Genomic DNA, 24,046 nt, shown 5'->3' with positions numbered 1-24,046 from the left:
CCAAGTCAGGTGCGACTGTCTGTTGAGCGTGTGCGAGGGGTCAGTCGCCTGCGACGGCGTTGACGCCCTTCTCCTTGAGGTCGGCGAGCGTCCACTCCTGGAGGTTCGTCAGCATCTCCTTGACCGTGAGCTCCTTCTTCAGGACCTTGCCCCACTGCTTCTGCATCTCGGAGTACATGGAGGCGTAGTTCGGCCCGTACTGCCACTGGTCGCCGACCCGGGAGGCGGCCGTGGTGATCACGTTCGCGCTGTCGGACTCCCCGTTGAACATCTCGGTCGGGATGATCTTGTCGACGTACGGGGAGACGTCGTTGACCGCCGGGAAGAGGCCGGACTTGGACGCGGGGTCGGTGAGCGTGGTCAGCGACTCCTTGCTGCTGGACAGCCAGGCCGCGAACTGCGCGGCACGGTCCGGGTACTTGCAGCCCTTCAGTACGGCCGACACGTCGAAGTTGCTGGACGTCTGCGGGTTGGCGGTGTCGAAGAGGGGAGCGTCCGCGAGCTGCCACTTGCCCTTGGACTCGGGGAAGTTGGTGTCGTAGATCGGCAACTGCCAGGTGGACGTGGTCATCAGGATCGTCTTGCCGAGGTCCCAGGTCTTGAACACACCCGGGTCGGCGTACGAGGCGCTGGAGGCGAGGTTGTTGTCGACCAGCTCCTGGACGACGTCGCCCGCCTTGAGCGCCTCGGGCGAGGTGAAGTCGATGACCCAGTGGTCGCCGTCGACCTTGTACCACTGGGCCCCGGCCTGCCAGGACAGGTCGACCAGCGTGCTCGGGTCCTCACCGGCCATGTTGTAGATCTTGACGTTCTTGTCCTTCTTCTGCACCGCCTTGCCCGCCGCGATCAGGTCGTCCCAGGTCTTGGGCGCCTCGATGCCGTACTTCTTGAACAGGTCCGCGCGATAGGCGGTGAACAGCGGTGAGGAGCCGGTGGGGATGCCGTAGGTGGCGCCGCCGGGGCTCACGGCGTTCCAGGCCGGCGTGGTGTAGCTCGACTTGTACTGGGCGGCGATCTTGGTGATGTCGGTGAGCAGCCCGTCGGCGGCGAAGTTCGCCAGGTTCATCGCGTCCATCTTGGACAGGCAGGGGGCGTTGCCGGAGGTCACCGCGGCGCGGAGCTTCTGGTAGACCGTGTCGCCGGCCGCGTTGACGAACTTGATCTGGGTCTCGGGGTGCTCCTTGTTCCAGACCTTGACCTGGGCCTCGATGCCCTCGGTCCAGCTCCAGAACTCCATGTTCACCTTGCCCTCGGTGCTGGGCTCGGCGGCGGCGTCCGAGTCGCCACCGCTGGAACAGGCGGCCAGGACGAGGGACAGAGAGAAGGCGGCGGCAGCGCCGGCGAATGCTCTCGTGCGGATGGTGCTCACGGGTCCTCCAGGGAAGGACGGGACAGCGCTGCGATGGGGGGACGGCGCGGTCGGCTCAGGCGAGGGAAAGGAAGGCTGCCGGAAATGATTCGGTAACCGTTTGCTGTGGGACCGTAGGGCTCGGAGGGGGCGGCCGACAAGAGGCGGGAACCTGTGTGTTTCACCAATCTTGCCTGGAGGATACGAAACAGCGACGTTGACCTGGTGTTTTTCCCAAGGTGGAGATTTGGATGAGCTGTGGGCGGATCAAGGGCAGTGGCTTGACGGTGGTGAAGTATCCGTTGACCTGTCGACGATCTCGTCAGTAGCCTGAATACGGTTACCATCCGATTTCACTTCTTCCCTCTCTACGCCGAAGCGGGAGTTCCATGCCCTCGTCCCAGCTGCCGCGCGCCCTGTTCGCCATGGACCCGGTGCACCTGCCCGAGCTGTTCCCGCCTCGGCTGATGGCCCGGCTCCAGGACCTGGCACACGTCGATCCCGAGCTTGCCGTACGGGACTTCGCCGATCCGGAGGCGGCACGGGCGCTCGCCGACGCGGAGATCCTGATCACCGGCTGGGGCTGCCCGCACATCGGCGCCGACGTGCTGGCCGCGGCGCCCCGGCTGCGGGCCGTCCTGCACGCCGCCGGCAGTGTGCGCGGTCTGCTCGGCGACGCGGTCTGGGAGCGCGGCATCTCCGTCTCCAGCGCGGTGCAGGCCAACGCGCTGCCGGTTGCCGAATACACGCTCGCCGCGATCCTGTTCGTCGGCAAGGACGCCTTCGGCCTGCGGGAACGCTTCCGGACCGAGCACACCTACCCGGCGCCCGGCGACCACGGGCCGATCGGCAACCTCGGCCGACGGGTCGGGATCATCGGCGCGTCCAGAGTCGGCAGACGGCTCCTGGAGCTGCTGCGCCCCCTCGATCTCTCGGTCACGCTGTACGACCCGTACGTGGACGCCGCCGAGGCCGCCGCGCTGGGCGCGGTGCCGCTGTCGCTCGACGAGCTGATCCGTACCAGCGACATCGTCAGCCTGCACGCCCCCGACATCCCGGAGACGTACCGGATGCTCGACCGCGCGAGGCTCGCGCTGATTCCGGACGGCGGCGTGCTCATCAACACGTCACGGGGCGCTCTCGTCGACCCCGAGGCACTCACCGACGAACTGGTCAGCGGGCGGATCAGCGCGGTGCTCGACGTCACCGAACCCGAACCGCTCCCCGCGGAGTCGCCCCTGTACCGGCTGCCCAACGTGTTCCTGACACCGCACATCGCCGGGTCGCTCGGCAACGAACTGCAACGCCTCGGCCGCACGGTGGTCGACGAGCTCGAACGTCTCGCCGAGGGACATCAGCCCGTTCACGCGGTCTCATGGGCCGACCTCGTGAAGAGCGCCTGAAGCCGGTCCCGTTCGGACCGGCCCCGGGCGGCGCGGTGCTGCCCCCCGGGGCCAGCGGTGCTGCCCCCCGGGCGCGACCTGCTGCGAGCCGCGGGGTCCGAGCCGCGGGGTCCGAGCCGCGGGGTCCGAGCCGCGGGGTCCGAGCCGCCGGGCCCGAGCCGCCGGGCCCGATCTGCTGTGCTGCCACCGGGCTTGACCTGCCGTGTTGCCGTCCGGGCTCGACCTGCTGTGCTGGCGTCCGGGCTTGGCCTGGCGCGAGCTGCCGGGCACAACTCGCCGTGAGCCGCCGTGCTGTCACCCGGGCTTGACCTGTCGTGTTGCCGTCCGGGCTCGACCTGCTGTGCTGGCGCCCGGGCTTGGCCTGGCGCGAGCTGCCGGGCACCACCCGCCGTGAGCCGCCGTGCTGCCGTCCGGGTTCGACCTGTCGTGTTGCCGTCCGGGCTTGGCCTGCTGTGCTGGCGTCCGGGCTTGGCCTGGCGCGAGCTGCCGGGCACCACCTGCCACGAGCCGTCGTGCTGGCGTCCGGGCTTGGCCTGCCGCGAGCTGCCGGGTACCACCCCGCCGCGAGCCGCCGTGCTGCCACCCGGGCCTGACCCGCGGTGTTGCCGTCCCGGGCTTGGCTGCCGCGAGCTGCCGGGTACCACCCGCCGCGAGCCACCGTGCCGCCGCCCCGGGCCTGACCCGCCGTGCTGCCACCCGGGCCCGACCCGCCGCGAGCCGCCGGGCACCACCCCACGCAGGCGGCTGGTCCGCTCGCCCGTTGGCCGTCAGGGCCGGGTCGGGGGTTCCAGAGTGATCAGCACCGCGGAACGCTCCGTCGGCAGGCCCACGCGCAGAGTGCGCCCGCACTCGTCCCAGTCGAGCGTCGCCCGCACTCCCGCCTCGAACAACACCCGCGGGCGGTCGCCCCCGCCGGCCCAGGGCAGCGGGACGTGCACGGTCGCCGGGGCGCCGTCGCGGCGCCACAGAGCCAGCAGGGTCATGCCGTCCCGCGTGGTGAGCGCGAGGGCGAGCCAGCCGTCGCGCCAGCCCGGCAGACCCAGCGGCCAGCGCGGGCGGGCGGTGGGCAGGAGATGGCGGTAGGTCTTGTACGTGGCCAACGCCTCACACACGACGGCCGTCTGCTCCTTCGTCAGGAGGTCGGGCCGGCCGCTGAGATGGACGCGGCCGAGCAGCGCCGACACCATCACCATGCCCAGCTCCGCGTGGGTGTGCTCCGGCAGCGGGTACGCCCAGATCGCGCCCTGCTCCGGAGTGACCGCGGCGGGAGCGGCGGCGGCGATGGCGGGCAGCAGCCGGAAGTCCTGCTGGTCGGTCACGGAGTGCACGGGCAGCCGGGACAGGACCGCGTGGTCGGTGCGGCTGCCGCCCGCCGCGCAGCTCTCCAGGACCAGGCCGGGATGGCGGTCGAGGACGCCGTCGAGCCAGTCGAGGTAGGCGCGGTTGTGGCCGAGCAGGCCGTCGCCGGGACTGTCGGTGCCGTCCGGGCCGTCGGTGCCCGCGCCGATGTCGATGTTGTAGTCGAGTTTCAGGTAGCCGACGCCGTAGTCGCGCACCAGCCGGTCCACGACCGTGTCCAGATGGGCCCGGGCCGCCGGGTGCCGCAGGTCCAGTTGATGCCGGCCCCACTCCGTGACGCGTACACCGCCCCGGCGGAAGAACGCCTCGTCGGGGAGCGAGGCGGCCACCGGGCTGCGCACGCCGACCACTTCGGGCTCCAGCCACAGCCCCGGGACCATGCCGGTCCCCCGGATGCGGTCCAGGACCTCGCCGAGCCCGCCGGGGAACCGGGTCGCCGACTCCCGCCACTCGCCCACCGCGTCCCACCAGCCGGGGACCCCGCCGGGGCCGACGGTGCCGGGCGGCTCCGTGTCGTACCAGCCGGCGTCGATACAGAAGTACTCGGCGCCCGCTGCCGCCGCCGCGTCGACCAGGGGGAGCAGGGCTCCGGTGCTGGGCTCGCCCATCAGGCTGTTCATGAAGTCGTTGAAGACGACGGGGAGCCGCTCGTGGTCCGGATGTGTCCGGCGGGTGGCGCGGCGGTGAGTGGTCAGTGCCGCGAGCGCGGCCTCGAAGCCGCCTTCGGGCACAAGGGCGACCGTGACCGGGACAGCGCGGAAGGACTCACCCGGGGCGAGACGCCGGCGCCACTGGTGTTCGCGGTCGGTCGGACCGGACAGCGCCAGGTACACGTCGTCGAAGCGGTCCGCGAGTTCGGCGTGCCAGGAGCCGTTGTGCTCGATCTGCCACAGCAGGGCGCGGCCGGACGCGGTCTCCTCCAGACAGCCCATCGGCAGGTACTCGGAGGAGGACCAGGAGCCGGTGCTGGTCACGGCGATGCGGTTCTTCGAGCCGGTCTGACCGTACGGGACCATCCCGACGTCGTACAGTCCGCGCTCGGCGAGAGTGGCCCGCGACCAGCGGAACTCGCCGCTCCAGGGGTTGGCGGCGAGCCAGAGCGACAGGCCGTCCTCCCAGCGTTCGCCGTCGGACAGATGCCGGGCCAGGTTGGACACGGCGAAGGAGGAGACGTACTCCAGAGCGATCGCGCGATCGCCGCGGTTCTCGACCGTCACCTCGCTGTGCAGTACGGGGGTGTCCTCGCGGAGGGTGTAGACCGCGGTGGCCCGCAGCCCGCTGTCCTCATCGGCCATGCGCACACGCAAGGTGCGTATCCCGGCGGTGCTCTGCTCGTCGTGGCCGGTGCAGCGCAGGCCACGTGAGACCGCCCCGTCCACGTGGCGCTTGCCGGAGGTACCGAGACGGCCGCCGTCCGTGGTCTGGATCTCCACCAGAGGCAGCGCCCGGTGCGCGAGCCGTGCGCACCGCTCCGGTTCGCGCGCGGGGTCGGGCAGTGAGGGGGCCTCGCCTGCCGCCAGGAGGCGCACCGGGCCCGCCGGGTCGAGCGAGATGAGCAGGGACAACGCGTCGGTTCCCCAGCGGAGGTGGGTCATGGACATCGCTGATGCACTCCGGCTGTGAGCAGGACGAAGGGTGGAAGGTAAGGGGAAAACGTTTACTCCCGAGGGACGGTAGTTCTCGTCGCACGCCACTTCAAGAGGCTTCCGATGCAGTAACGTCGAGTTGTGATGGATCAGGAGACCGGAGCCCGCCCGACGGGTTCCGGAACCGGGAGCGGCAGGCGTCGGCGTGGCGGGACAGGTCAGGACAAGCCCAGCACGATCCGTGACGTCGCCGCGAAGGCGGGCGTGTCCGTAGCAACCGTTTCCCGTGCCCTGGCCGGGAACTATCCGGTCTCCGGGGACACCCGGGCCCGCGTCATGGCGGCGGTCGAGTCACTGCACTACGTCGTGAACGTCCATGCCAAGGCGCTGTCCGGCCGGGTCGCGGGCCCCATAGGGCTGGTCATCCAGGACATCACCGGCCCCTCGCTGGCTCATGTCGCCGCCGGCGTGGAGCAGGAGGCCGCCACCCACGGCAGGCTGAGCCTGGTGTGCGCGACCCACGGGGACTCGGACCGCGAGGACGACCTGGTGCAGCTCATGCGCGAGCAGCACGCGGCGGCCGTGGTCCTCGTCGGCGGAGCGGTACCGGGCGAGGCCTATCACCGGCGCATGGCCCAGTACGCCACAGCCCTGGACGCGGCCGGGTCCCGGCTGGTGCTGTGCGGCCGCCCGCCGCTGCCCGAAGGGCTGCCGGTCACGGTGGTGCACTACGACAACAAGGGCGGCGCCTTCCAGGCCGCCGACCATCTGCTCACGGCGGGCCACCGGCGCATCCTCTTCCTCGGGGGCGAGCCCCTGCAGAGCAGCTCCGAGGAGCGCCGGGCCGGCTACCGCCAAGCACTGCGGGCCCACGACGTGCCGTACGCCGAGGAACTGGACCTCTCGGGTTCGTACACCCGTGGCTCCGGCTATCAGCGGACCCGGGACGTCCTGCGGGCCGGCCTGGACTTCACGGCGGTGTTCGCGGGAACCGACATGGTGGCTGTCGGAGCGCTCGCCGCCCTGCGCGAGGCCGGGCTGGACGTCCCCGGCGAGGTGTCGGTCGTCGGCTTCGACGACGTGCCCTTCGCCGCCGACCTGACGCCGTCCCTCACCACGGTCCGGGTGCCGTACGAGGAACTGGGACGCACCGCCGTACGCCTGGCGCTGGGGCGTGCGGAGCAACTCGCCGGGGACAACCACGTGGTGCTCAGTACGCAACTGGTCATCCGTCAGTCCGTACGCCGGACACCGTGAGCGGAACCGGCGTCGGCCGGACGGATCGCACGGATCGCAACGACCCGCGCGGTGGCGCGGGTTCGTTCCTCTGATCATTGACCCGTCCGTCGCGGTGGTGATTGTGCAGCACCCGGTTTCGACCTTCTTTGAGGCCGCTCAACGGGGTGGGGCCACTGCGGACGAGGAGCGGGCGCGACGATGCCGAGGCGGGCGACGGACGGCGGGCGGGCGACGGTCAAGGACGTCGCGGCCCGGGCCGGGGTCTCCGCCGCGACGGTGTCCAGGGTTCTCGGGGGTACGTACCCGGTGGCAGCCGTCACGCGGATCCGGGTTCAGCGGGCGCTCAGGGATCTGGACTACGTCGTCGACGCCAACGCGCGGTCGCTGGGCCGGGCGACCAACAACACCGTCGCCTTCGTCGTCAACAACGTCACCGGGCCGTCGTTCGCGCACATCGCTCAGGGTGTCGAGCAGCAGGCCACCGCGGAGGGCCGGTTGTGCCTGGTGTGCACGACGCACCACGACCCGGCTCGTGAACTCGCTGTCATCAACCTCATGCGTGAGCAGCGCGCCGAGGCCGTGATCCTGGTCGGCGGTGCCGTGCGGACGCCCGAGTACACCGACCGGATGATCAAGCTCGCCCGTTCCCTGGACGCCGAGGGCTCGCGCCTGGTGCTGTGCGGACGGTCCTCCCTCGGTCCCGGCGTCCCCGAGACCGTCGTGGAGTACGACAACGAGGGCGGCGCCTTCAGCATGACGAGCTATCTGCTGTCCCTCGGCCACGAACGCATCGCCCTGGTCGGCGCCGAACGCCACAGCATCGCAGGCGGGCGCCTGTCGGGGTACCGGCGAGCGCTGGAGAGCCGGGGCCTGTCCTACGATCCTGATGTGGTCGTTCCCGGCCAATACACCCGCGAGGCGGGCTACCGGGGCACCCGTGAACTCCTCGACAAGGGCGCCGAGTTCACGGCCGTTTTCGCGATGACGGACATGGTCGCGGTCGGCGTGTACAAGGCGCTGCGCGAAGCGGGGCTGCGGGTCCCGGACGATGTGTCGGTCGTCGGCTTCGACGACATCCCGCTCGCCGGTGACCTGGTGCCCGAGCTGACCACCGTCCACGTCCCGCACGAGGAACTGGGTCGCGCCGCGGTGCGGCTCGCCCTCAACCGGGCCGACCATCCGGTCCAGCACCTGACCATGGGCACCCATGTCGTCGTCCGCGGCTCGGCCGGGCCGGTCGGGGCACAGCACCCGGGCGCGTGAGAACGCCCGCCACCCGCCCTTGTTCCGCGCACCTCGCCCAGCCCCTGGGCCTCACCGAGCGACGCCGAGGGGCTTGAGGGAAGCGGATCGTCTCCACCTGGCCATTCATCTTGCGGCAAGCATTGACAAGATTGCGCAAGCTTGTCGAACATAGGTCGCGAAGAGTTCAGGCAGCGGTTACCGCGGAATGGAGTGGCAGCGTGGCCCCCACCTTGACCGACGTCGCGAAGCGCGCCAACGTGGCGCTTTCCACGGCCTCCCGGGCGTTCAGTGACCCCCAGCGGCTGGGCCCGGAAACCTTGCGCAAGGTCCTGGAGGTTGCGCAAGAGCTGGGCTACGAACCGCCGCCGCCCCGTCCTGCCGAGCTGCCGTCGGACACCGACACCGTGGCCGTGGTCGTGCCGGACATCGCCAACCCCGTCTTCGGCGCCTTCGTGAAGGCGGCGCAGACCCAGGGCTGGCACCGCGGGCAGACCATCGTGCTCGCCGACACCGACTTCGACCCCGACCGGGAGCGGGAGGTGATCACGCATCTGCGTGCCAGGTCCGCGGGGCTCGTCGTCTGCTCGCCCCGGCTCGACGCCGAGGACGTCCTCACCCTCTGCGGCGACACCCCCGTCGTCCTGGTCAACCGCGAGACCACCACCGCGGACTGCGTCCTCGCCGACGCGGCCGACGGCCTGCGCCAGACCGTCGAGTACCTGGCGGCGCTGGGCCACCGCCACCTCGCGTACGTCCAGGGTTCCCAGCACTCGTGGTCCAACAGCCACCGTGTCGACCTGGCCCGCGCCCAGGCCGAGCGGGCCGGCCTGGAGCTGGAGGTGCTCGGCTGGCAGTCCGAGACGGTGGCGGGAGGCACCGCCGCGGCGGCCGGCGTGATCGCGTCCGGCGCCTCCGCTGTCATCGCGCACAACGACCTCGTCGCCCTCGGTGTGATCGCCGGAGCGCGCCAGCTCGGGGTGCGCGTACCGGAGGACCTCAGCGTGGTGGGCATCGACGACATGCCGCTCGCCGCGACCGCGTACCCCGCCCTGAGCAGCATCGCGGTGCCCATGGACCGGGCCGGGTCCCTCAGCCTGGAGATGCTCTCCCAGGCCATCGCCGACGAACGGCGGGAGCCGCGCACCCTGCGGTTGCCCACCCAGCTGGTCGTCCGCGGCTCCACCGGACCGGCCGCGGCCCGCACGCTTCCCGCCACCCGGGAGCACGCGTGAAGTGCCCGCACGCCACTGCCGAGCCTTACGAGTCTCACGAGCCGAAGGGGCGCCCATGAACACCGATGGTCTGAACGTCGTCGTCGCCGATCCCAATCTGGTGCCCCTGCGTGAGCGGTTCGAGGCCGCCCTGCCGAGCGGGACCACCGTGAACTGGCCCGACCCCACGGACACCGGCGCCGTCGTCGAGGCACTGCGCGACGCCGATGTCCTGGTGTCCGGGGTCTGTTCGCCGGAGATGGCCGCGGCGGGCAAACAGCTGCGGCTGGTGCACGCCGCCGGCGCGGGCCTCGACGGGATCGACGTCGCCGCGCTGCCGCCGGGCACCCTCGTCGCCAACACCTTCCACCACGAGGACTCCATAGCCGAGTACGTCGTCGCCGCCACGGTCCTGCTGACCCGGGGGTTCCTGCGCCAGGACGCGGCGCTGCGCCGCGGCACCTGGGACTCTCCCGCCCGCACCCCCGGCACGCCCTGGCCCGACGGGCTGGCGGACACCACCGTCGGATTCGTCGGGTTCGGGCACATCGGCGCACTCACCTGGCAGCGCTTCCGCGCGTTCGGCGCCCGAGGCGTGGCCGTCACCCGGCGCGGGGACGTCGACGCCGTCGCGGAGCGGCTCCTCTGGGCGGGGAGCGTCGACGATCTGGACACGCTCCTGGACACCGCGGACGTGGTGGTGGTCTCGGTACCGCTCACCGAGCGGACCACCGGGCTGATCGGCGCCGCGGAACTGGCACGGATGGGCGGGTCGGCAGTCCTGGTCAACGTCGGCCGTGGTCCGGTCGTCGACGAGGACGCGCTGTACGCCGCCCTGCGCGACGGCGTGATCGGGGGCGCCGCGATCGACGTCTGGTACGACTACCCGGACACCGGCAACACGGGCGCGCCCAGCCGCCACTCCTTCCACGAGCTGCCGAACGTCCTCATGACTCCGCACTCCTCGGGGCTCACCCGGCAGACATTCGCCCGCCGCACGTCCGACATCACGGCCAACATCCACCGGCTGGCGGCCGGTGAGGGGCTGCACAACATCATGGAGAGGGCCCGATGAGCAAGCACGACACCATCGTCTCGGCGGACGTCATCGTCACCAGCCCCGGACGCAACTTCGTCACCCTCAAGATCACCACCGCCGAAGGTCTGGTCGGCTGGGGCGACGCCACCCTCAACGGCCGCGAACTCGCCGTCGCCTCCTACCTCCGCGACCATGTCGCCCCTCTGCTCATCGGCCGCGACCCGGCCCGTATCGAGGACACCTGGCAGTTCCTGTACCGCGGGGTCTACTGGCGGCGCGGCCCGGTGACCATGACGTCCATCGGCGCCGTGGACCTCGCCCTGTGGGACATCAAGGGCAAGGCCACCGGCCAGCCCGTCTACCAGCTCCTCGGCGGCGCCGTCCGCGACCGCGTCCTCACTTACACCCACGCCACCGGCTGGGACGTCCCCCAACTGCTCGACTCCCTCGACGCCCAGCGCGAGCGCGGCTTCCAGGCCATCCGGGCCCAGACCGGCGTGCCGGGTCTTGACATCGTCTACGGCGTCGCCAAGGAAGGCGCCGGGTACGAGCCGGCCGGCCGCGGCGCCGCCCCCGTCGAGGAGACCTGGGACACCGCCGCCTACCTGCGGCACGCCCCCGGCGCGCTGGCCGCCGCCCGCGAACACGTCGGACCCGAGGTGAAGCTCCTCCACGACGCCCACCACCGCCTCACCCCGAACGAGGCCGCGCGCCTCGGCCGCGCCCTGGAGGACGTCGACCTGTTCTGGCTGGAGGACGTCACCCCGGCCGAGAACCAGGAAGTGCTCCGCCACGTACGCCGGCACACCACGACACCCCTGGCCATCGGCGAGGTGTTCAACACCGTCTGGGAATGCCAGACACTCATCACCGAGCAGCTGATCGACTACATACGCACTTGCGTCACCCACGCCGGCGGCATCAGTCATCTGCGCCGCATCGCCGCCCTCGCCGACATCTGGCAGGTCAAGCTGGGCCCGCACGGCCCCTCCGACGTCTCACCCGTGGCACTGGCCGCGTCCCTGCACGTCGGCCTGTCCACCCCGAACTTCGCCATCCAGGAGTACATGGGCTACGAGCCGCTGGTCCACGAGGTGTTCCGGCACGAGTGGAGCTACGCCGACGGGCATCTGCACCCCGGCGACGCCCCAGGCCTCGGCGTCGAGGTCGACGAGGCACTGGCCGCCCGGTTCCCGTACGAAGGCGCCTACCTGCCCGTGGCCCGCCGCCGCGACGGCTCGATGACGGACTGGTGAGATGACGACCACGGACCTCCCCACCCTCAACTCCCGCACCACTCCCGCCCCTTCACTGCTGCACCGGCGCACGCTCGGCGAGACCGGCATCGTGCACCTGGGACTCGGCAACTTCCACCGCGCCCACCAGGCCGCCTACACCGCGGCCGCACTCGACCACACCGACGGCCCCTGGGGGATCCTCGGAGTGGCGAGCCGCTCGGCGGCCGTGGCCGACGCGCTGCGGGCCCAGGACTTCCGCTACAGCCTCGTCGAGATCTCGCCGGAGGGCTCCCGCGTCACCGTTCCCGCCGTGCACACCGGGGTCCTGGTCGCCGCAAAGCAGCCGGAAGCCGTCCTCGACGCAGTCGCCGCCCCGGCCACCAGGATCGTCTCGCTCACCGTCACCGAGCACGGCTACACCTTCTCGCCGCGCACCGGGCACCTCGATCTCGACCACGACGGCGTACAGGCCGACCTGCGCGGCGACACACCGCCGCGGACCACGATCGGCCAGATCGTACGGGGGCTGCAGCGCCGCCTGCGGTCGCACGCCACGCCCGTCACCGTCCTCAGCTGCGACAACCTGGCCGGCAACGGAGCGCAGACCGGGCTCCTGGTACGGGAGTTCGCCGAGGCCCTGCCATCCGCCGAACGCGCCGACCTCCTCCCGTGGCTGGCCGACGCCGTCACGTTCCCGAACACGATGGTCGACCGGATCGTCCCGGCCACCACCGACGAGTACCGCCGGACGGTCGCCGACCGGCTGGGCCTGCGCGACGAAGTCCCGGTGCCGGCCGAGCCGTTCACCATGTGGGTCCTGGAGGACCGCTTCGCCGCCGGCCGGCCCGGCTGGGAACACGGCGGGGCGCTGTTCACCGAGGACGTCGAGCCGTACGAACTGCTCAAACTGCGGCTGCTGAACGGCACCCACTCGCTCATCGCCTACCTCGGCGCGCTGGACGGCCGGGCCACCGTCCCGGACGCGATCACCCAGCCCTTCGTCGCCGAGGCCGCGCACCGCGTACTGCACGACGAGTACCTGCCCAGCCTCACCGTCCCGAGCGACATCGACCTCGACGCCTACGTGGCACAGCTCTTCGACCGCTGGGCCAACACGGCCCTCGGCCACCGCACCCGGCAGGTCGGGTCGGACGGCTCCGTCAAACTCCGCCAGCGGGTGCCGGACCCGGCGGTCCGCCAACTGCGCGGCGGCCGGATGCCCCACCACCTCGCCCTCACCGTCGCCGCGTACCTGTGCTGCATGGCGCCGCCCACCGGCCTCGACCCCGGCCCGCACGCCGCCGCGATGGCGGACCCGGCCCGCGAAGGGCTGCAGCAGACGGCCGAACGCGCCACGTCCGTACGGGACTTCGTCGCCTCCGTCATCGACGGCGGCCTGCTCGGCGACCGGCTCGCCGAACACCCCCGATTCACCGAGCGGGTCGCCGAGTTCATCGGCATCCTCGCCCGGCACGGTACGGCCTCGGCGGCGCAAGCCGCGGCTGAGGCCGCCGACTCGGAGCCGCTGCTGGCGGCCTGAGGCCTTCCGTCCCCTTCTCACAAGGATGTGAGACCGTGTCAGTCCCCAACACGACCAGGGCCGCCGTCTTGCACGGCCCGAACGACCTCCGCATCGAGGAGGTCCCGCTCCGCCCCCTCGGCCCCGACGAGGTGCTCGTCGAGATCGACGCCGTGGGTGTCTGCGGCTCCGACATGCACTACTACGCCAGTGGCCGCAACGGACAGAACGTGCTCCGCAGTCCGACCGTCCTCGGCCACGAGGCCTCCGGGGTCGTCACCGCGGCCGGGCCCCAGGCGTCCGTCGAGGTCGGTACACCGGTCGCGATCGAACCCGCCATCGGCTGCGGCGCCTGCCCGACCTGCCGTTCGGGCCGGTACAACCTCTGTCCGCACGGCACCTGTCTCGGCTCCCCGCCCACGCACGGGGTCCTCGCCGGACACGTCGTCGTCCCCGCCCGTGCCGTTCATCCGCTGCCGGACGGCATTCCGCTCGAACTCGGTTCCCTGATCGAGCCGTTGGCGGTCGCGGTCTGGGCGGTGCGCCGGGCCGAGGTCGCCTTCGGACACCGGGTCCTGGTGACCGGCGCCGGTCCGATCGGCATCCTCGTCGCCCAGGTGGCACGGGCCGCCGGCGCCGCCGAGGTGATCGTCACCGACGTGAACGACGCCCGGCTCGCCCAGGCCCGCAAGCTCGGCGCCACCACCGTGGTCAACACCGCCCGACAGGACCTCGAACTCACCGGAATGGACCGGCTGTTGGAGTGCTCGGCCCACCCTGCCGCGCTCTGGCAGGGCCTCCGCACCCTGAAGCCCGCAGCCCGCGCCACCGTCGTCGGCCAGGCCGCTCCCGCCGTCGACGGACTGCCGCTCGCACACCTCCAGCGGTGGGAGATCGACCTCGTCACCGCGTTCCGCTACGCACACGCGTTCCCCACCGCGCTCGCCCTCGCCGCGGACGGCCGGGTCGACCTCGCGTCCGTCCTCACGGGCCGCTTCCCGCTCGACCGGGCCGCCGACGCGCTGCGCGCGCCGGTCACGGACCCGACCCACCTGAAAGTCGTGGTCCGCCCCGCAACGGCGTGAGCGCGGCAACCAGCCCAGCAGTGTCAGATGCCCTGCCCTGCCCTGCGCTGCCCTGACCATCCCATTCAAGGAGGCATGGATGATGGACACACCCACCGGTTCCATAACGAACGACGCCGTACCCCCCGTCCCCACCAAGAACGCCCCCACCGACCCCGACCCCACCGCCGTACGTCGCGCGGCCTGGGCCGGACTGGTGGGCACCGCGCTGGAACAGTACGACTTCGTCATCTACGGCACCGCGTCCGCCCTCGTCTTCGGTGACCTGTTCTTCCCCAACGCCACACCGGCCGTCGCGCTCCTGGCGAGCTTCGCCGCCTACGCCGTCGGGTTCGCCGCACGGCCCCTCGGCGGCCTGTTCTTCTCCCGCTTCGGCGACCGGCTCGGCCGTAAATGGGTGCTGGTCACCACGCTCTTCCTGATGGGCGCCTCGACCTTCGCCATCGGACTGCTGCCGACGTACTCCCAAGTCGGCGTGCTGGCCCCGGCGTTGCTCGTCCTGTGCCGCTTCTTCCAGGGCTTCGGAGCCGGTGCCGAACAGTCCGGGGGCGCCACCCTGCTCACCGAGACGGCGGCGATCGGACGGCGCGGCAGACTGGCCTCGCTCGTGATGACCGGCGCCGCCCTCGGCACCGTACTGGGGGCCCTCGCCTGGATCCTCGTCCAGACGCTGTCCGACGAAGCCCTGATGAGCTGGGGCTGGCGGCTGGTGTTCGCCAGCAGCCTCCTCGTCACCGTCGTCGCGGTGGTCATCCGGCGCAGGCTCAGTGAGAGCCCGGTCTTCCAGGAGCTCAAGCAACAGCACGAGAAGCCCAAGTCGCCCGTGAAGGAGGTCTTCCAGCACGGCAGGAAGCCCATGCTCCTGGTGCTGTTCATGAACGTCGGCATCAGCGCGCAGTCGTACACCTACCAGGTCTTCATGGCCTCGTATCTGGTGTCCACCGTCGGCGTCGACGCCTCGTTCGTGCCCAAGGTGCTGATGATCGGGGCCACCTGTGGAGGCCTCGCGGCGATCGGGTTCGGCGTCCTCTCGGACCGTGTCGGGCGCAAGCCCGTGTACATGACGATCCTGGCCGCTCTCGTGCTGCTGCCCGGGCCGACCTTCATCGCGCTCAACACCGGATCGCCGATCGCCATCACCGTGGCTATAGTCATCGGCTTCGTCCTCGCCGGACAGGGCGCGGTCGGCGTGCAGATGAGCTACTTCCCCGAACTGTTCGGCAGCCGCTACCGCTACGCCGGCGTCACCCTGGGCCGGGAGTTCTCCTCGGTGCTCGGCGGCGGTGTCGCCCCGCTGATCTGCGCCTCCCTGCTCACCGCCTTCTCCGGCTCCTGGGTGCCGGTCGCCGCCTACATGACCCTGATGATGATCATCAGCCTGGTCGCGGCCCGACTGGCACCCGAGACCCTCGACCGGGACCTCACCCTCCACACCGACGCGACGGCCCCGCCGATGCAGAAGTCCGCGACCGAAGCGAGCACTCCATGAACCACACTCTCCCCGCTCACCACCCGCACCGGGCCGAACCCGGCGAAGCACTGCCGCGCACCGGAGTCGTGGCCGTACTGCGCGCCGACACCCCCGAACACCTGCTGCCCGCCGCCGGCACGCTGGTCGACGCCGGACTCGTCTGCCTCGAACTCACCCTGACCACCCCGGGCGCCCTCGACGCCCTGGAGCGGCTGCGCAAGGATCTCGGCGACACCGCGGACCTGGGGGTGGGCAGCGTACGGTCCGCCGAGGAGGCCCGGCGCAGCCTCGACGCGGGCGCGGGATTCCTCGTCTCGCCCGGATTCCACGCCGACGTCGTGGCGGAAGCGCGGCGGGCCGGCGTCCCGGTCTACCCGGGCGGGCTCACCCCGACCGAGCTGGCCGCGGCCTGGGACGCCGGGGCGACAGCGGTCAAGCTGTTCCCCGCCTCCACCGTGGGCCCCGCGCACCTGAAGGCGTTCACCGACCCCTACCCCGACGTCCGCGTGATGCCCACCGGCGGCATCGGCCTCGACGACATCGGCGCCTGGATCCGGGCCGGAGCCCTGGCCGTCGGACTCGGCGGTGCCCTGTCCGGGGACGCCCTGTCCGGAGGTGACCTCCGGGCCCTGGCCAACCGGGCCCGGCGTGCCCTCGACGCCGTCGCCGGAGCCCGCTCGTGAGCGCCGGGCGGGTCGTCACCCTCGGCGAGACGATGGGGCTGCTCGCCGCCACGACCGTCGGGCATCTGCAGCACGTGTCCCACATGGCGCTCGGCATCGGGGGAGCCGAGAGCAACGTGGCGATCGCCCTCTCCCGGCTCGGCACGCCCGTGAGCTGGATCGGCCGGCTCGGCGCGGACTCCGTCGGCGACCGCGTCGTACGCGAACTCACCGCGGAGGGCGTCGACGTGCACGCCGTACGGGACAGCGGGGCGCCCACCGGTCTGATGCTCAAGGAGCGGCTGCCGGGCGGGGCGGTGAAGGTCTGGTACTACCGCGCCCATGGGGCGGGGGCACGGCTGGCCCCGGCGGACGTGGACGACGCGCTTGTCGCCGGGGCCGGGCTGCTCCACGTCACCGGCATCACGCCGGCGCTCGGCGAGTCCGCCGCCGCGACGGTCTTCCACGCCGTGGACGTGGCCCGCGCGGCCGGGGTCACGGTGTCGGTCGACGTGAACCACCGGTCCGCGCTGTGGCCGCCCGAAACGGCGGCTCCGGTCCTGCGTGACCTGGTCGCGCGGGCCGACATCGTCTTCGCGGGCGACGACGAGGCCGCCCTGGTCCTCGGCCGTGAGGACGCCGAGCACGCCGAGGATCCCAAGGAACTCGCCACGGCGCTGACCGGCCTCGGCCCCGCCAGCGCCGTGATCAAACTCGGCGCCGAGGGCGCGCTCGCGCTGGTGGACGGCGTCTTCCACCAGCGGGCCGCCGTACCGGTCCAGGCCGTCGATCCGGTCGGGGCGGGTGACGCCTTCGTCGGCGCCTACCTCAGCGAGCTGATGGCGGGCGCCGACGTCGAGCGGTGCCTCGAAACCGCCGTCCTCGCGGGCGCCCTCCTGTGCACGGTGCCGGGGGACTGGGAGGGCATGCCGACCCGTGCCGTCCTCGACGGGTGGACGGGGGTGACGGACGTCCAGCGCTAGGCGCTCCGCTGGAGATGCGGTTCGTTCGCTGCGGGCCGGTGGGGGCTGGTCGCGCGGTTCCCCGCGCCCCTTTCGGGGCGCGGGCTGCACCTGACCTCACCGGTCCAGCTCAGAGGCTGTTACGGCCGTCGCCGCCCTGTGCGGCGAACGCGGCCGACACGGTGGCTCCCTCCCGTACGAAAACCGGGATGCGGGACAAGGGAGCCATGGCCTCCACGCTCGTTCCCCCCTCGTGGAACGTGCCGGTCGCCGGGTCCAGCCAGCGGCAGTCTCCCGGCAGGTACACGGACCGGGCGCGAGCGCCGGCCTCGTACACGGGGGCGACGAGCACATCCGGGCCGAGCAGGAACTGGTCGTCCACGTCCCAGGCCCGCTCGTCCTCCGGGAAGCCGAAGAAGAGGGGACGCATGGGGGGTGCGCCGGTGCGGTGGGCCTGCTCGGACAGTTCGGCCAGGTACGGGCGCAGCCGCTCGCGCAGCCGCAGGTGGTCGGCGAGGATGGGGTAGGCCTCCTCGCCGTACGACCAGACCTCGTTGGGGCCGCCGGTCATGTCGGCGCTGAAGGTGGGGTGGTTGGGCGCCCGGTCGCCGTGAAGGCGCATGATCGGGCTGAAGGTGCCGTACTGGAACCAGCGGACCAGCAGCTCCTGGTAGGCAGGGTCGGCCGGGTCGCCGCCGTTGAATCCGCCGATGTCGGTGTTCCACCACGGGATGCCGCTCATGGCGACGTTGAGGCCGGCCCGGATCTGCCGGGCCAGCGAGTCGAAGGTCGACGAGATGTCGCCGGACCACAGGGCGGTGCCGTGGCGCTGGCTGCCCGCCCACGCGGACCGGATCAGCGTCAGCGGCCGGTCGTCCCCGGCCGCGCGCAGACCGTCGGCGACGGCCTGCGCGTGGTAGAGCCCGTAGAGGTTGGTGACCTGGGTGCCGGGTCCCGTGGAGTAAAGCGCGCGGGCGGCCAGAGCCGGCGGCATGTCCGGTTCGGCGGAGTCCAGCCAGAAGGCGGTCACGCCCTGGGAACGGTAGTTGTCGTTCAGGCGCTGCCACATCAGTCGGCGGGCCATGGGGTTGGTGGGGTCGTAGTACGCCATCGGCTGGAGGTCCGCGCCATGACCCCGGGCCGGAAAGTCGAACGTCAGCGGCTCACCGTCGCGGGCGCCGTCCCGCACGAGTCCGTCGACGGCCTGCAGCGGCGCGTAGTTCTCGCTGTCCGGTTCGAGGGTCGGCCAGACGGAGACGGCCAACTTGACGCCCTGCGCCTCCAGTTCCTTCGCCATCGCCGCCGGGTCGGGCCACTCGCTCTCCTCGAACCGCCAGTCGCCCATCTTCGGCCAGTGGAAGAAGTCGCTGACGATCACGGACAGCGGCAGCCCGCGCTCCTTGTACTCCCGTGCCACGGCGAGGAGTTCGTCCTGCGTGCGATAGCGGAGCTTCGACTGCCAGAAGCCGGACGCCCACTCGGGCAGCAGCGGCGGATGCCCGGTGGCGTCGGCGTACGACTCCATGATCTCGGCCGGGTCGCCCGCGGTGATCCAGTAGTCGATCCGGTCCGCCCCGGGGGTCTCGGCCGTCCAGCGGGTGATGTCTGCGCCGAGTTCCACGCGGCCGAGCGCCGGGTTGTTCCACAACAGGCCGTAGCCGCGCGAGGAGTTCAGGAAGGGGATGGTGGCCACGGTGTTGCCCTGGACCAGGTCGATGACATGGCCCTTCTGGTCGAGCCGGCCGTGCAGATGCTGCCCGAGACCGTGGACGCGCTCACCGTCGTACGCCTCGAAGTGCTGCTCGACACGGCCGTCCGCGTACACCCGGGGTCCCTGGTACCAGGTGTACGCCCGTTTCTCCGCGAGGAGTTCACGGCCCGTGGCCGTATGCGTGAACCGGAGCCGTCCGTAGGTGTCGGCGTGCGCGGTGATGCGGCCGTTGACCAACCGTGCTGTGCCGTCGGGCAGTACGGAGACCCCGGCGTCCGGAGCGGTCGGCGCGGTGGAGTCGAGCGCGCCGGGCAGGTTCCGGTCGACGGCGGTCCCGGCGGTGGCGCTCACCCGTAGGGCGTGCGGGCCCCAGGGCTCGACGCGCAGGATCTCGTCGGCGGTCCGGCGCACCAGGCCGCCCTCGTGCTCCATGTAGTCGGACATCTTGTTCCTCATCGGCTCTCAGGAGTAGAAGTTCTTCTGCCAGCGGTGCTTGGCGAGGACCGCCAGCTGTTCGGCGGTGAGCGGCGGGAGGTCGCAGACGCCCGCGTTGCGTTCGACGTTGGCCGTGGAGCGCATGCCGACGATGACGGTCGAGATCCCTTCGCCGGCGAGGGCGAACCGCAGCGCGGTGCTCGCGATCTCGTCGGGTGCGATACCGAGGTCGTCGACGATCGCGGCCACATGCCGCTCGACCTGTGCGGGCCGGTCCTCCCTGAAGTACCAGTGGCGCCAGTCGCCTTCGGGGAAGGTGACGCCCGAGGTGATACGGCCCGTCAGTGCGCCTTCGTCCAGCGCGACCCGCGCGATCACGCCCACGCCGTGTTCCGCACAGGCGGGCAACAGGGCGTCGGCCGGGGCCTGTTCGAAGACGTTGTAGATCACCTGCACGGTGTCGAGGACCCCGGTGCGCACGAGTTGGATCGCGTTGTCCGGCTGGTGGTCCTTCACCGAGATGCCGAACATACGGATCTTGCCCGCCTGTTTGAGAGCCTCGACCATCTCCAGCCAGTCGCCGCGGCCGGTCCACGCGTCGTTCCACGTGTGCAGCTGGAGCAGGTCGATGTGGTCCCGGCCCAGCTCGGCGAGGCTGGTCTCCACGCTGTCGAGCAGATGGGAGGCGGGGTAGGTGTCGAGCGGGTCCAGACCGCGTTCGTCCAGGTCGACGGGGATCTTGGGCGACGCCTTGGTCGCCACGAGGACGTCGTCCGCGCCCGCTCCCAGTTCCCTGAGCGCCCGTCCGACGACGTGCTCGCTCTGCCCGTAGCCGCGCGCGGTGTCGATGAGGTTCACGCCCAGGTCGACGGCCCGGTGGAGGGCGCGGACGGACTCGTCCTCCGTGGCCCCCTTCCACGCGTTCCGGCCGATGCCCCAGGCGCCGTAGCCGATCTCCGAGACGGAGATGCCGCTGCGGCCGAGTTGTCGGTAGCGCATCCTTCGGTTCCTTTCACAAGCCGTGGGACGGGGGTGACGAACGGGGCCGGGCGCCTTACGTCGCCTCCCCGTCGGCGCGAAGACGCAGAGCTGTGAACGAGTGCGGCGGGAGGACGCAGTCGAAGGCCCCGCCCGCCTCGATGACCGAGGTGTGCGGATCCGCGAGCGAGCTCACCGGGTCACCTGCGAGGACGGTCCTGGTGGCACGGCCGGAGACACGGTCCGCGCCGTCGATCCCGATGTCGGCGACGAACTCGTCCGGGGCGAGATTGACGATCTTGACGAGGAGATCACCGGTGGCCGAGTCCCGTACGCAGGAGACGGAGAAGGTCTCCGGTGGGGTCCTGTCGTCCTCGACCTCATGGACCAGCACGTTGTCCAGGAAGCAGCGCACCAGGGGCCCGGTGACCTCGATGCGGATGTCGTACCAGCGTCCCGTCTCGATCGGCCCGGGCACCCGGGCGAGGTCCTCGACGAAGCCGTCGCACCTGCGGTGGAGGGTCAGGCTCTGGTTGTGCCAGCCACCGAGACTCCAGAGGTAGTGGTCCGGAGTGTCCACCGCGCCGAAGCCGATCACGAAGCCCTCCGCGCCCGCGTTCTTGCGTGCCTGGAGCTCGACGGTGTAGTCGGCCGCGCCACTGGTGACCCGCAGCCCGCGGTAGTCGGCCTGCGTGTCGGTCGTGGTGAGCAGCACGCCTCCGCCACGCAGCGGGTCGGGCGGGGGAGCGGCGGCCGGAGCACCGGTCACGGTGTGCGGCAGCCACACGTCCCCGTGGTGGGTGGAGTGCATCCGCTGCGCGTGGTAGCTGGGGGTGAGCCGCACGCTGGTGTTGTCGAAGTAGATGAGGTCCGGATTCCACTGGGTGTGGCCGGACTTGGCGAGCAGCGGGGCGTACGAGGCCAGCGCCACGACGTCGCCGTTGCGTTCGAGGCCGTTCATGAACGCCGCCTCCGCGAGCGCGTTGCGCAGGGTGCTGCCCCGGGACGCCCACTCGCCTACGTACACCTTCGGCCCCGCGCGGTCGTAGTCGTCGTAGCGGCGGGTGTTCTGCAGGAACCAACGCGGGGACAGGTACATGTGCTCGTCGACCATCGCGAGACCGAGCTTCCGGGCGAACTCCCAGCCCAGGTCGAAGTCCTCGCCCGCCGGGTTCGGCCCCACGGTCCCGACGACCGTGATCTCCGGATGCCGCTCGCGCAGCGCTCGGTGGATGATCTCGAACCGGTCCCGGAACTCCGGGGTGATCGCGTCCTCGTTGCCGACGCCGAGGTACTCCAGGCCGAACGGTTCGGGATGTCCGGCCTCCGCCCGCCGGGCGCCCCACACCGAGTCGGCGGGCCCATTGGCGTACTCGACGAGATCGAGGATCTCCCGTACGTACGCGGGCATCTCGTCCAGCGGGATGCCCTGCGGGCCGCCCGGTGTGTTCTGACAGCAGACTCCTGCGGCCACCACCGGCAGCGGCTTCGCTCCGATGTCCTCGCAGAACTGGAAGTACTCGAAGTAGCCCAGCCCGGCGGACTGGTGATAACCCCACAGGTTCCGCTGCTGGCGGCGCCCTTCGAGTGGGCCGATCGTGTCCTTCCAGCGGTACATGTTGCCCAGGCCGAGGCCGTGGGCCACGCAACCGCCGGGAAATCGAAGGAACTTGGGCTTCAGATCGGCGATGGCCTGGGCCAGGTCCGAGCGCAGGCCACCCGGCCGGCCGCGGAAGGTGGCCTCGGGGAAGAGGGAGACCAGGTCCAGGTGGATGGTGCCGGGCCGGGTGGCGAGGACGACGAGCCGTGCCTCGGGATCGGTGGCGCTTGAGGTCAGCGTCGTCTCGTACCGGGTCCAGGTGTCCGTCGGCTCGCCGATCGAGGCCTGGGCGTACGTTCCGCGGGCGCCCTCCAGCCGGACGGTGAGCGGGGCGCTCGGGCCCTTGGCACGGCGGGCGTGGAGACTGACGACGTACGACGCTCCGGCCTGGACCGGGATGCCGTCGAAGCCGTGGTTGGTCAGTCCGACGCCGTCCCCTGCCGTCACCTCCAACACCGCGTAGTGCGGGTTGGCGGGGTGCAGGGGGTCGGTCGTGGCGACGCCGACGCTGCCCTGTCCGCCGCGGAGTTCCACGAGTTCCCACGCTGTCAGGGCGTGCCAGCCGGCGGCATCCTCGGGGGAGTACTCGAAGGAGCGGTTCTGCACCAGCTCTGCGTACAGTCCGCCGTCGGCGGCGTAGTTGAGGTCCTCGAAGAACGCGCCGAACAGATCCCGGCCGATCGGCTTTCCGGCGTCCGGCCTCGCGTCGATCCGGATCGTCGGGCGGTCGACGGGGTGAGCCGGGTCACCGGTGCGGGCACTGCCGGTCGTGCGGGATGTCCGGCCCGGTTCGACGCCGTTCGTCATGCGGTGCTTCCCTTCGCGGAGAGGTTGTTGAGCGCTGCGGCCAGGTCGGGGGTCTCACCGAGGACGAGGGCCGCGCCGCCGAGCGCGCCGCTCCGGGCGCCGTGCCCCAACTCGGCCGGAACCACTTCCACATCCCGTACCAGCGACAGTGCCGTCCTGCGGATCGCTGAGCGCATCGGTGCGAGCAGGGCCTCGCCGGCCAGAGACAACTCGCCGCCCACGACGATGCGTTCGGGGTTGAGCAGATTGCACAGGTTGGCCAGTAACCGACCGACCACGGTGCCCGCACGGGTGAACACCCTCTCGCCCGCCGGATCTCCGGCCGCGGTGCGGACCAGCATCTCGTCCAGCTCGGCCCCCGTGCCGAACTCCCGCCGCAGCGCGGCGAGTACGGCCGGGAGGCCGGCGTGCAGCACGAGGCAGCCGCGGTTGCCGCACGGACAGACGGGACCGTCGATGTCCACCGACACATGGCCCAGCTCGCCCGCGGCGCCGACGGCTCCCCGGTGGAGGCGCCCGTCGAGGACGAGCGCTGAACCGATGCCGCTGGACAGACCGACGTACAGAAGATTCGCCACCCCCCGGCCCGCACCCCAGCGGGCTTCGGCCACGCCCTCCAGGCGGGTGCCGTTCTCCACCATGACCGGCAGGCCGAGCACTCGTTCGAGCTCAGCGGTGACATGCGCGTGGGACCAGGGCTGTCCGGGCAGCGACACGCTGACCACGCCCGTGCCGTGATGGATCGGCCCGGGCATACCGATGCCGACGCCGAGGACCCTGCCCCTGTCCAACCCCGCGTCGTCCAGCAGTCGTTGAAGCACCGATACGCCCGCTTCGATGCGCTCGGCCGGCCCGGTGCCGGGGGCCAGCACGGTGCCGGAGCTTGCGATCTCCCCCGTGGCGAGGTCGGTGAGGTTCAGCCAGACGCCGTCGACGGTGTGATTCATTCCCGCGACGACGGCTGCATGCGGGGTGATTAGCAACCGGTTTCTAACCCGACCGTCGAGATCGCCCGCTGGTTCGTCGTCCGCCTCGATCACCAGGCCGCGAGCCATCAGTCCACGGATGATCGTTGCCGCGGTGGTTCGGGAGACATCCGTTCTGCGCGCCAACTCGGCTCTGTGCAGGGGACCTTCGCAGATGAGCAG

General features: G+C 71.4%; 17 protein-coding genes. 11 read left to right on the top strand and 6 right to left on the bottom strand.

What is annotated here, in order from left to right; genetic code table 11:
* Positions 1 to 40 precede the first annotated feature (40 nt).
* Positions 41 to 1,369, bottom strand: a complete 1,329-nt coding sequence (locus LUX31_RS03795) for an ABC transporter substrate-binding protein (RefSeq protein WP_235473103.1) — start codon at positions 1,367 to 1,369, stop codon at positions 41 to 43.
* A gap of 368 nt (positions 1,370 to 1,737) precedes the next feature.
* Between LUX31_RS03795 and LUX31_RS03790 the strand changes: the two genes are divergently transcribed.
* Complete coding sequence (locus LUX31_RS03790) at positions 1,738 to 2,751, top strand: hydroxyacid dehydrogenase (RefSeq protein WP_235473102.1); 1,014 nt, start codon at positions 1,738 to 1,740, stop codon at positions 2,749 to 2,751.
* Between the two features lie 767 nt (positions 2,752 to 3,518).
* Here LUX31_RS03790 and LUX31_RS03785 read toward each other — a convergent pair.
* Entirely contained in the window at positions 3,519 to 5,711 is a 2,193-nt protein-coding gene (locus LUX31_RS03785) for an alpha-galactosidase (RefSeq protein ID WP_235473101.1), read from the bottom strand.
* A 129-nt stretch (positions 5,712 to 5,840) separates the two neighbouring features.
* Between LUX31_RS03785 and LUX31_RS03780 the strand changes: the two genes are divergently transcribed.
* The 10 genes from LUX31_RS03780 (at position 5,841) to LUX31_RS03735 (ending at position 17,388) form a co-directional block, all read left to right on the top strand.
* Positions 5,841 to 6,953: a LacI family DNA-binding transcriptional regulator gene (locus LUX31_RS03780; RefSeq protein ID WP_268828110.1), complete on the top strand. Its 1,113-nt coding sequence runs from the start codon at positions 5,841 to 5,843 to the stop codon at positions 6,951 to 6,953.
* 180 nt (positions 6,954 to 7,133) lie between these two features.
* A complete protein-coding gene (locus LUX31_RS03775) occupies positions 7,134 to 8,198 on the top strand; it encodes a LacI family DNA-binding transcriptional regulator (RefSeq protein WP_235473100.1) in 1,065 nt (354 codons plus the stop codon).
* 200 nt (positions 8,199 to 8,398) lie between these two features.
* A complete protein-coding gene (locus tag LUX31_RS03770; protein WP_235473099.1) occupies positions 8,399 to 9,412 on the top strand; it encodes a LacI family DNA-binding transcriptional regulator in 1,014 nt (337 codons plus the stop codon).
* A 55-nt stretch (positions 9,413 to 9,467) separates the two neighbouring features.
* Positions 9,468 to 10,466 carry a 2-hydroxyacid dehydrogenase gene (locus LUX31_RS03765; protein WP_235473098.1) on the top strand — a complete coding sequence of 333 codons (999 nt, stop codon included), beginning with the start codon at positions 9,468 to 9,470 and terminating at the stop codon, positions 10,464 to 10,466.
* Positions 10,463 to 11,686 carry a D-mannonate dehydratase ManD gene (manD, locus tag LUX31_RS03760; protein ID WP_235473097.1) on the top strand — a complete coding sequence of 408 codons (1,224 nt, stop codon included), beginning with the start codon at positions 10,463 to 10,465 and terminating at the stop codon, positions 11,684 to 11,686. Before LUX31_RS03765 ends, manD begins: the two co-directional genes overlap by 4 nt.
* A 1-nt stretch (position 11,687) precedes the next feature.
* Entirely contained in the window at positions 11,688 to 13,208 is a 1,521-nt protein-coding gene (locus tag LUX31_RS03755) for a mannitol dehydrogenase family protein (RefSeq protein ID WP_235473096.1), read from the top strand.
* Between the two features lie 35 nt (positions 13,209 to 13,243).
* Positions 13,244 to 14,272, top strand: a complete 1,029-nt coding sequence (locus tag LUX31_RS03750; RefSeq protein ID WP_235473095.1) for an NAD(P)-dependent alcohol dehydrogenase — start codon at positions 13,244 to 13,246, stop codon at positions 14,270 to 14,272.
* A gap of 79 nt (positions 14,273 to 14,351) precedes the next feature.
* Positions 14,352 to 15,761 (top strand): MFS transporter, encoded by a 1,410-nt coding sequence (locus LUX31_RS03745; protein ID WP_235473094.1) that lies wholly within the window; start codon positions 14,352 to 14,354, stop codon positions 15,759 to 15,761.
* A complete protein-coding gene (locus tag LUX31_RS03740) occupies positions 15,758 to 16,426 on the top strand; it encodes a bifunctional 4-hydroxy-2-oxoglutarate aldolase/2-dehydro-3-deoxy-phosphogluconate aldolase (RefSeq protein WP_235473093.1) in 669 nt (222 codons plus the stop codon). Before LUX31_RS03745 ends, LUX31_RS03740 begins: the two co-directional genes overlap by 4 nt.
* A complete protein-coding gene (locus LUX31_RS03735; RefSeq protein ID WP_235473092.1) occupies positions 16,423 to 17,388 on the top strand; it encodes a sugar kinase in 966 nt (321 codons plus the stop codon). The genes LUX31_RS03740 and LUX31_RS03735 overlap by 4 nt, the downstream gene beginning before the upstream one ends.
* Positions 17,389 to 17,497: 109 nt before the next feature.
* Here the strand turns inward: LUX31_RS03735 and LUX31_RS03730 are convergent, their stop codons facing one another.
* Genes LUX31_RS03730 through LUX31_RS03715 form a run of 4 tightly spaced genes read right to left on the bottom strand, consistent with a single transcriptional unit; the run spans position 17,498 to position 23,953 of the window.
* Complete coding sequence (locus tag LUX31_RS03730) at positions 17,498 to 19,522, bottom strand: glycoside hydrolase family 31 protein (protein WP_235473091.1); 2,025 nt, start codon at positions 19,520 to 19,522, stop codon at positions 17,498 to 17,500.
* Between the two features lie 18 nt (positions 19,523 to 19,540).
* The gene (locus LUX31_RS03725) at positions 19,541 to 20,512 is read right to left on the bottom strand and encodes an aldo/keto reductase (protein ID WP_235473090.1); all 972 of its coding nucleotides are present in this window, start codon (positions 20,510 to 20,512) and stop codon (positions 19,541 to 19,543) included.
* A 55-nt stretch (positions 20,513 to 20,567) separates the two neighbouring features.
* Entirely contained in the window at positions 20,568 to 22,898 is a 2,331-nt protein-coding gene (locus tag LUX31_RS03720; RefSeq protein ID WP_235473089.1) for an alpha-L-arabinofuranosidase C-terminal domain-containing protein, read from the bottom strand.
* Complete coding sequence (locus tag LUX31_RS03715; RefSeq protein WP_235473088.1) at positions 22,895 to 23,953, bottom strand: ROK family protein; 1,059 nt, start codon at positions 23,951 to 23,953, stop codon at positions 22,895 to 22,897. Before LUX31_RS03715 ends, LUX31_RS03720 begins: the two co-directional genes overlap by 4 nt.
* Positions 23,954 to 24,046 lie beyond the last annotated feature (93 nt).

It is taken from the genome of Streptomyces sp. GQFP (assembly GCF_021545335.1).
GTDB lineage: Bacteria > Actinomycetota > Actinomycetes > Streptomycetales > Streptomycetaceae > Streptomyces.
This window is presented reverse-complemented; position numbering and strand designations above follow the sequence as displayed.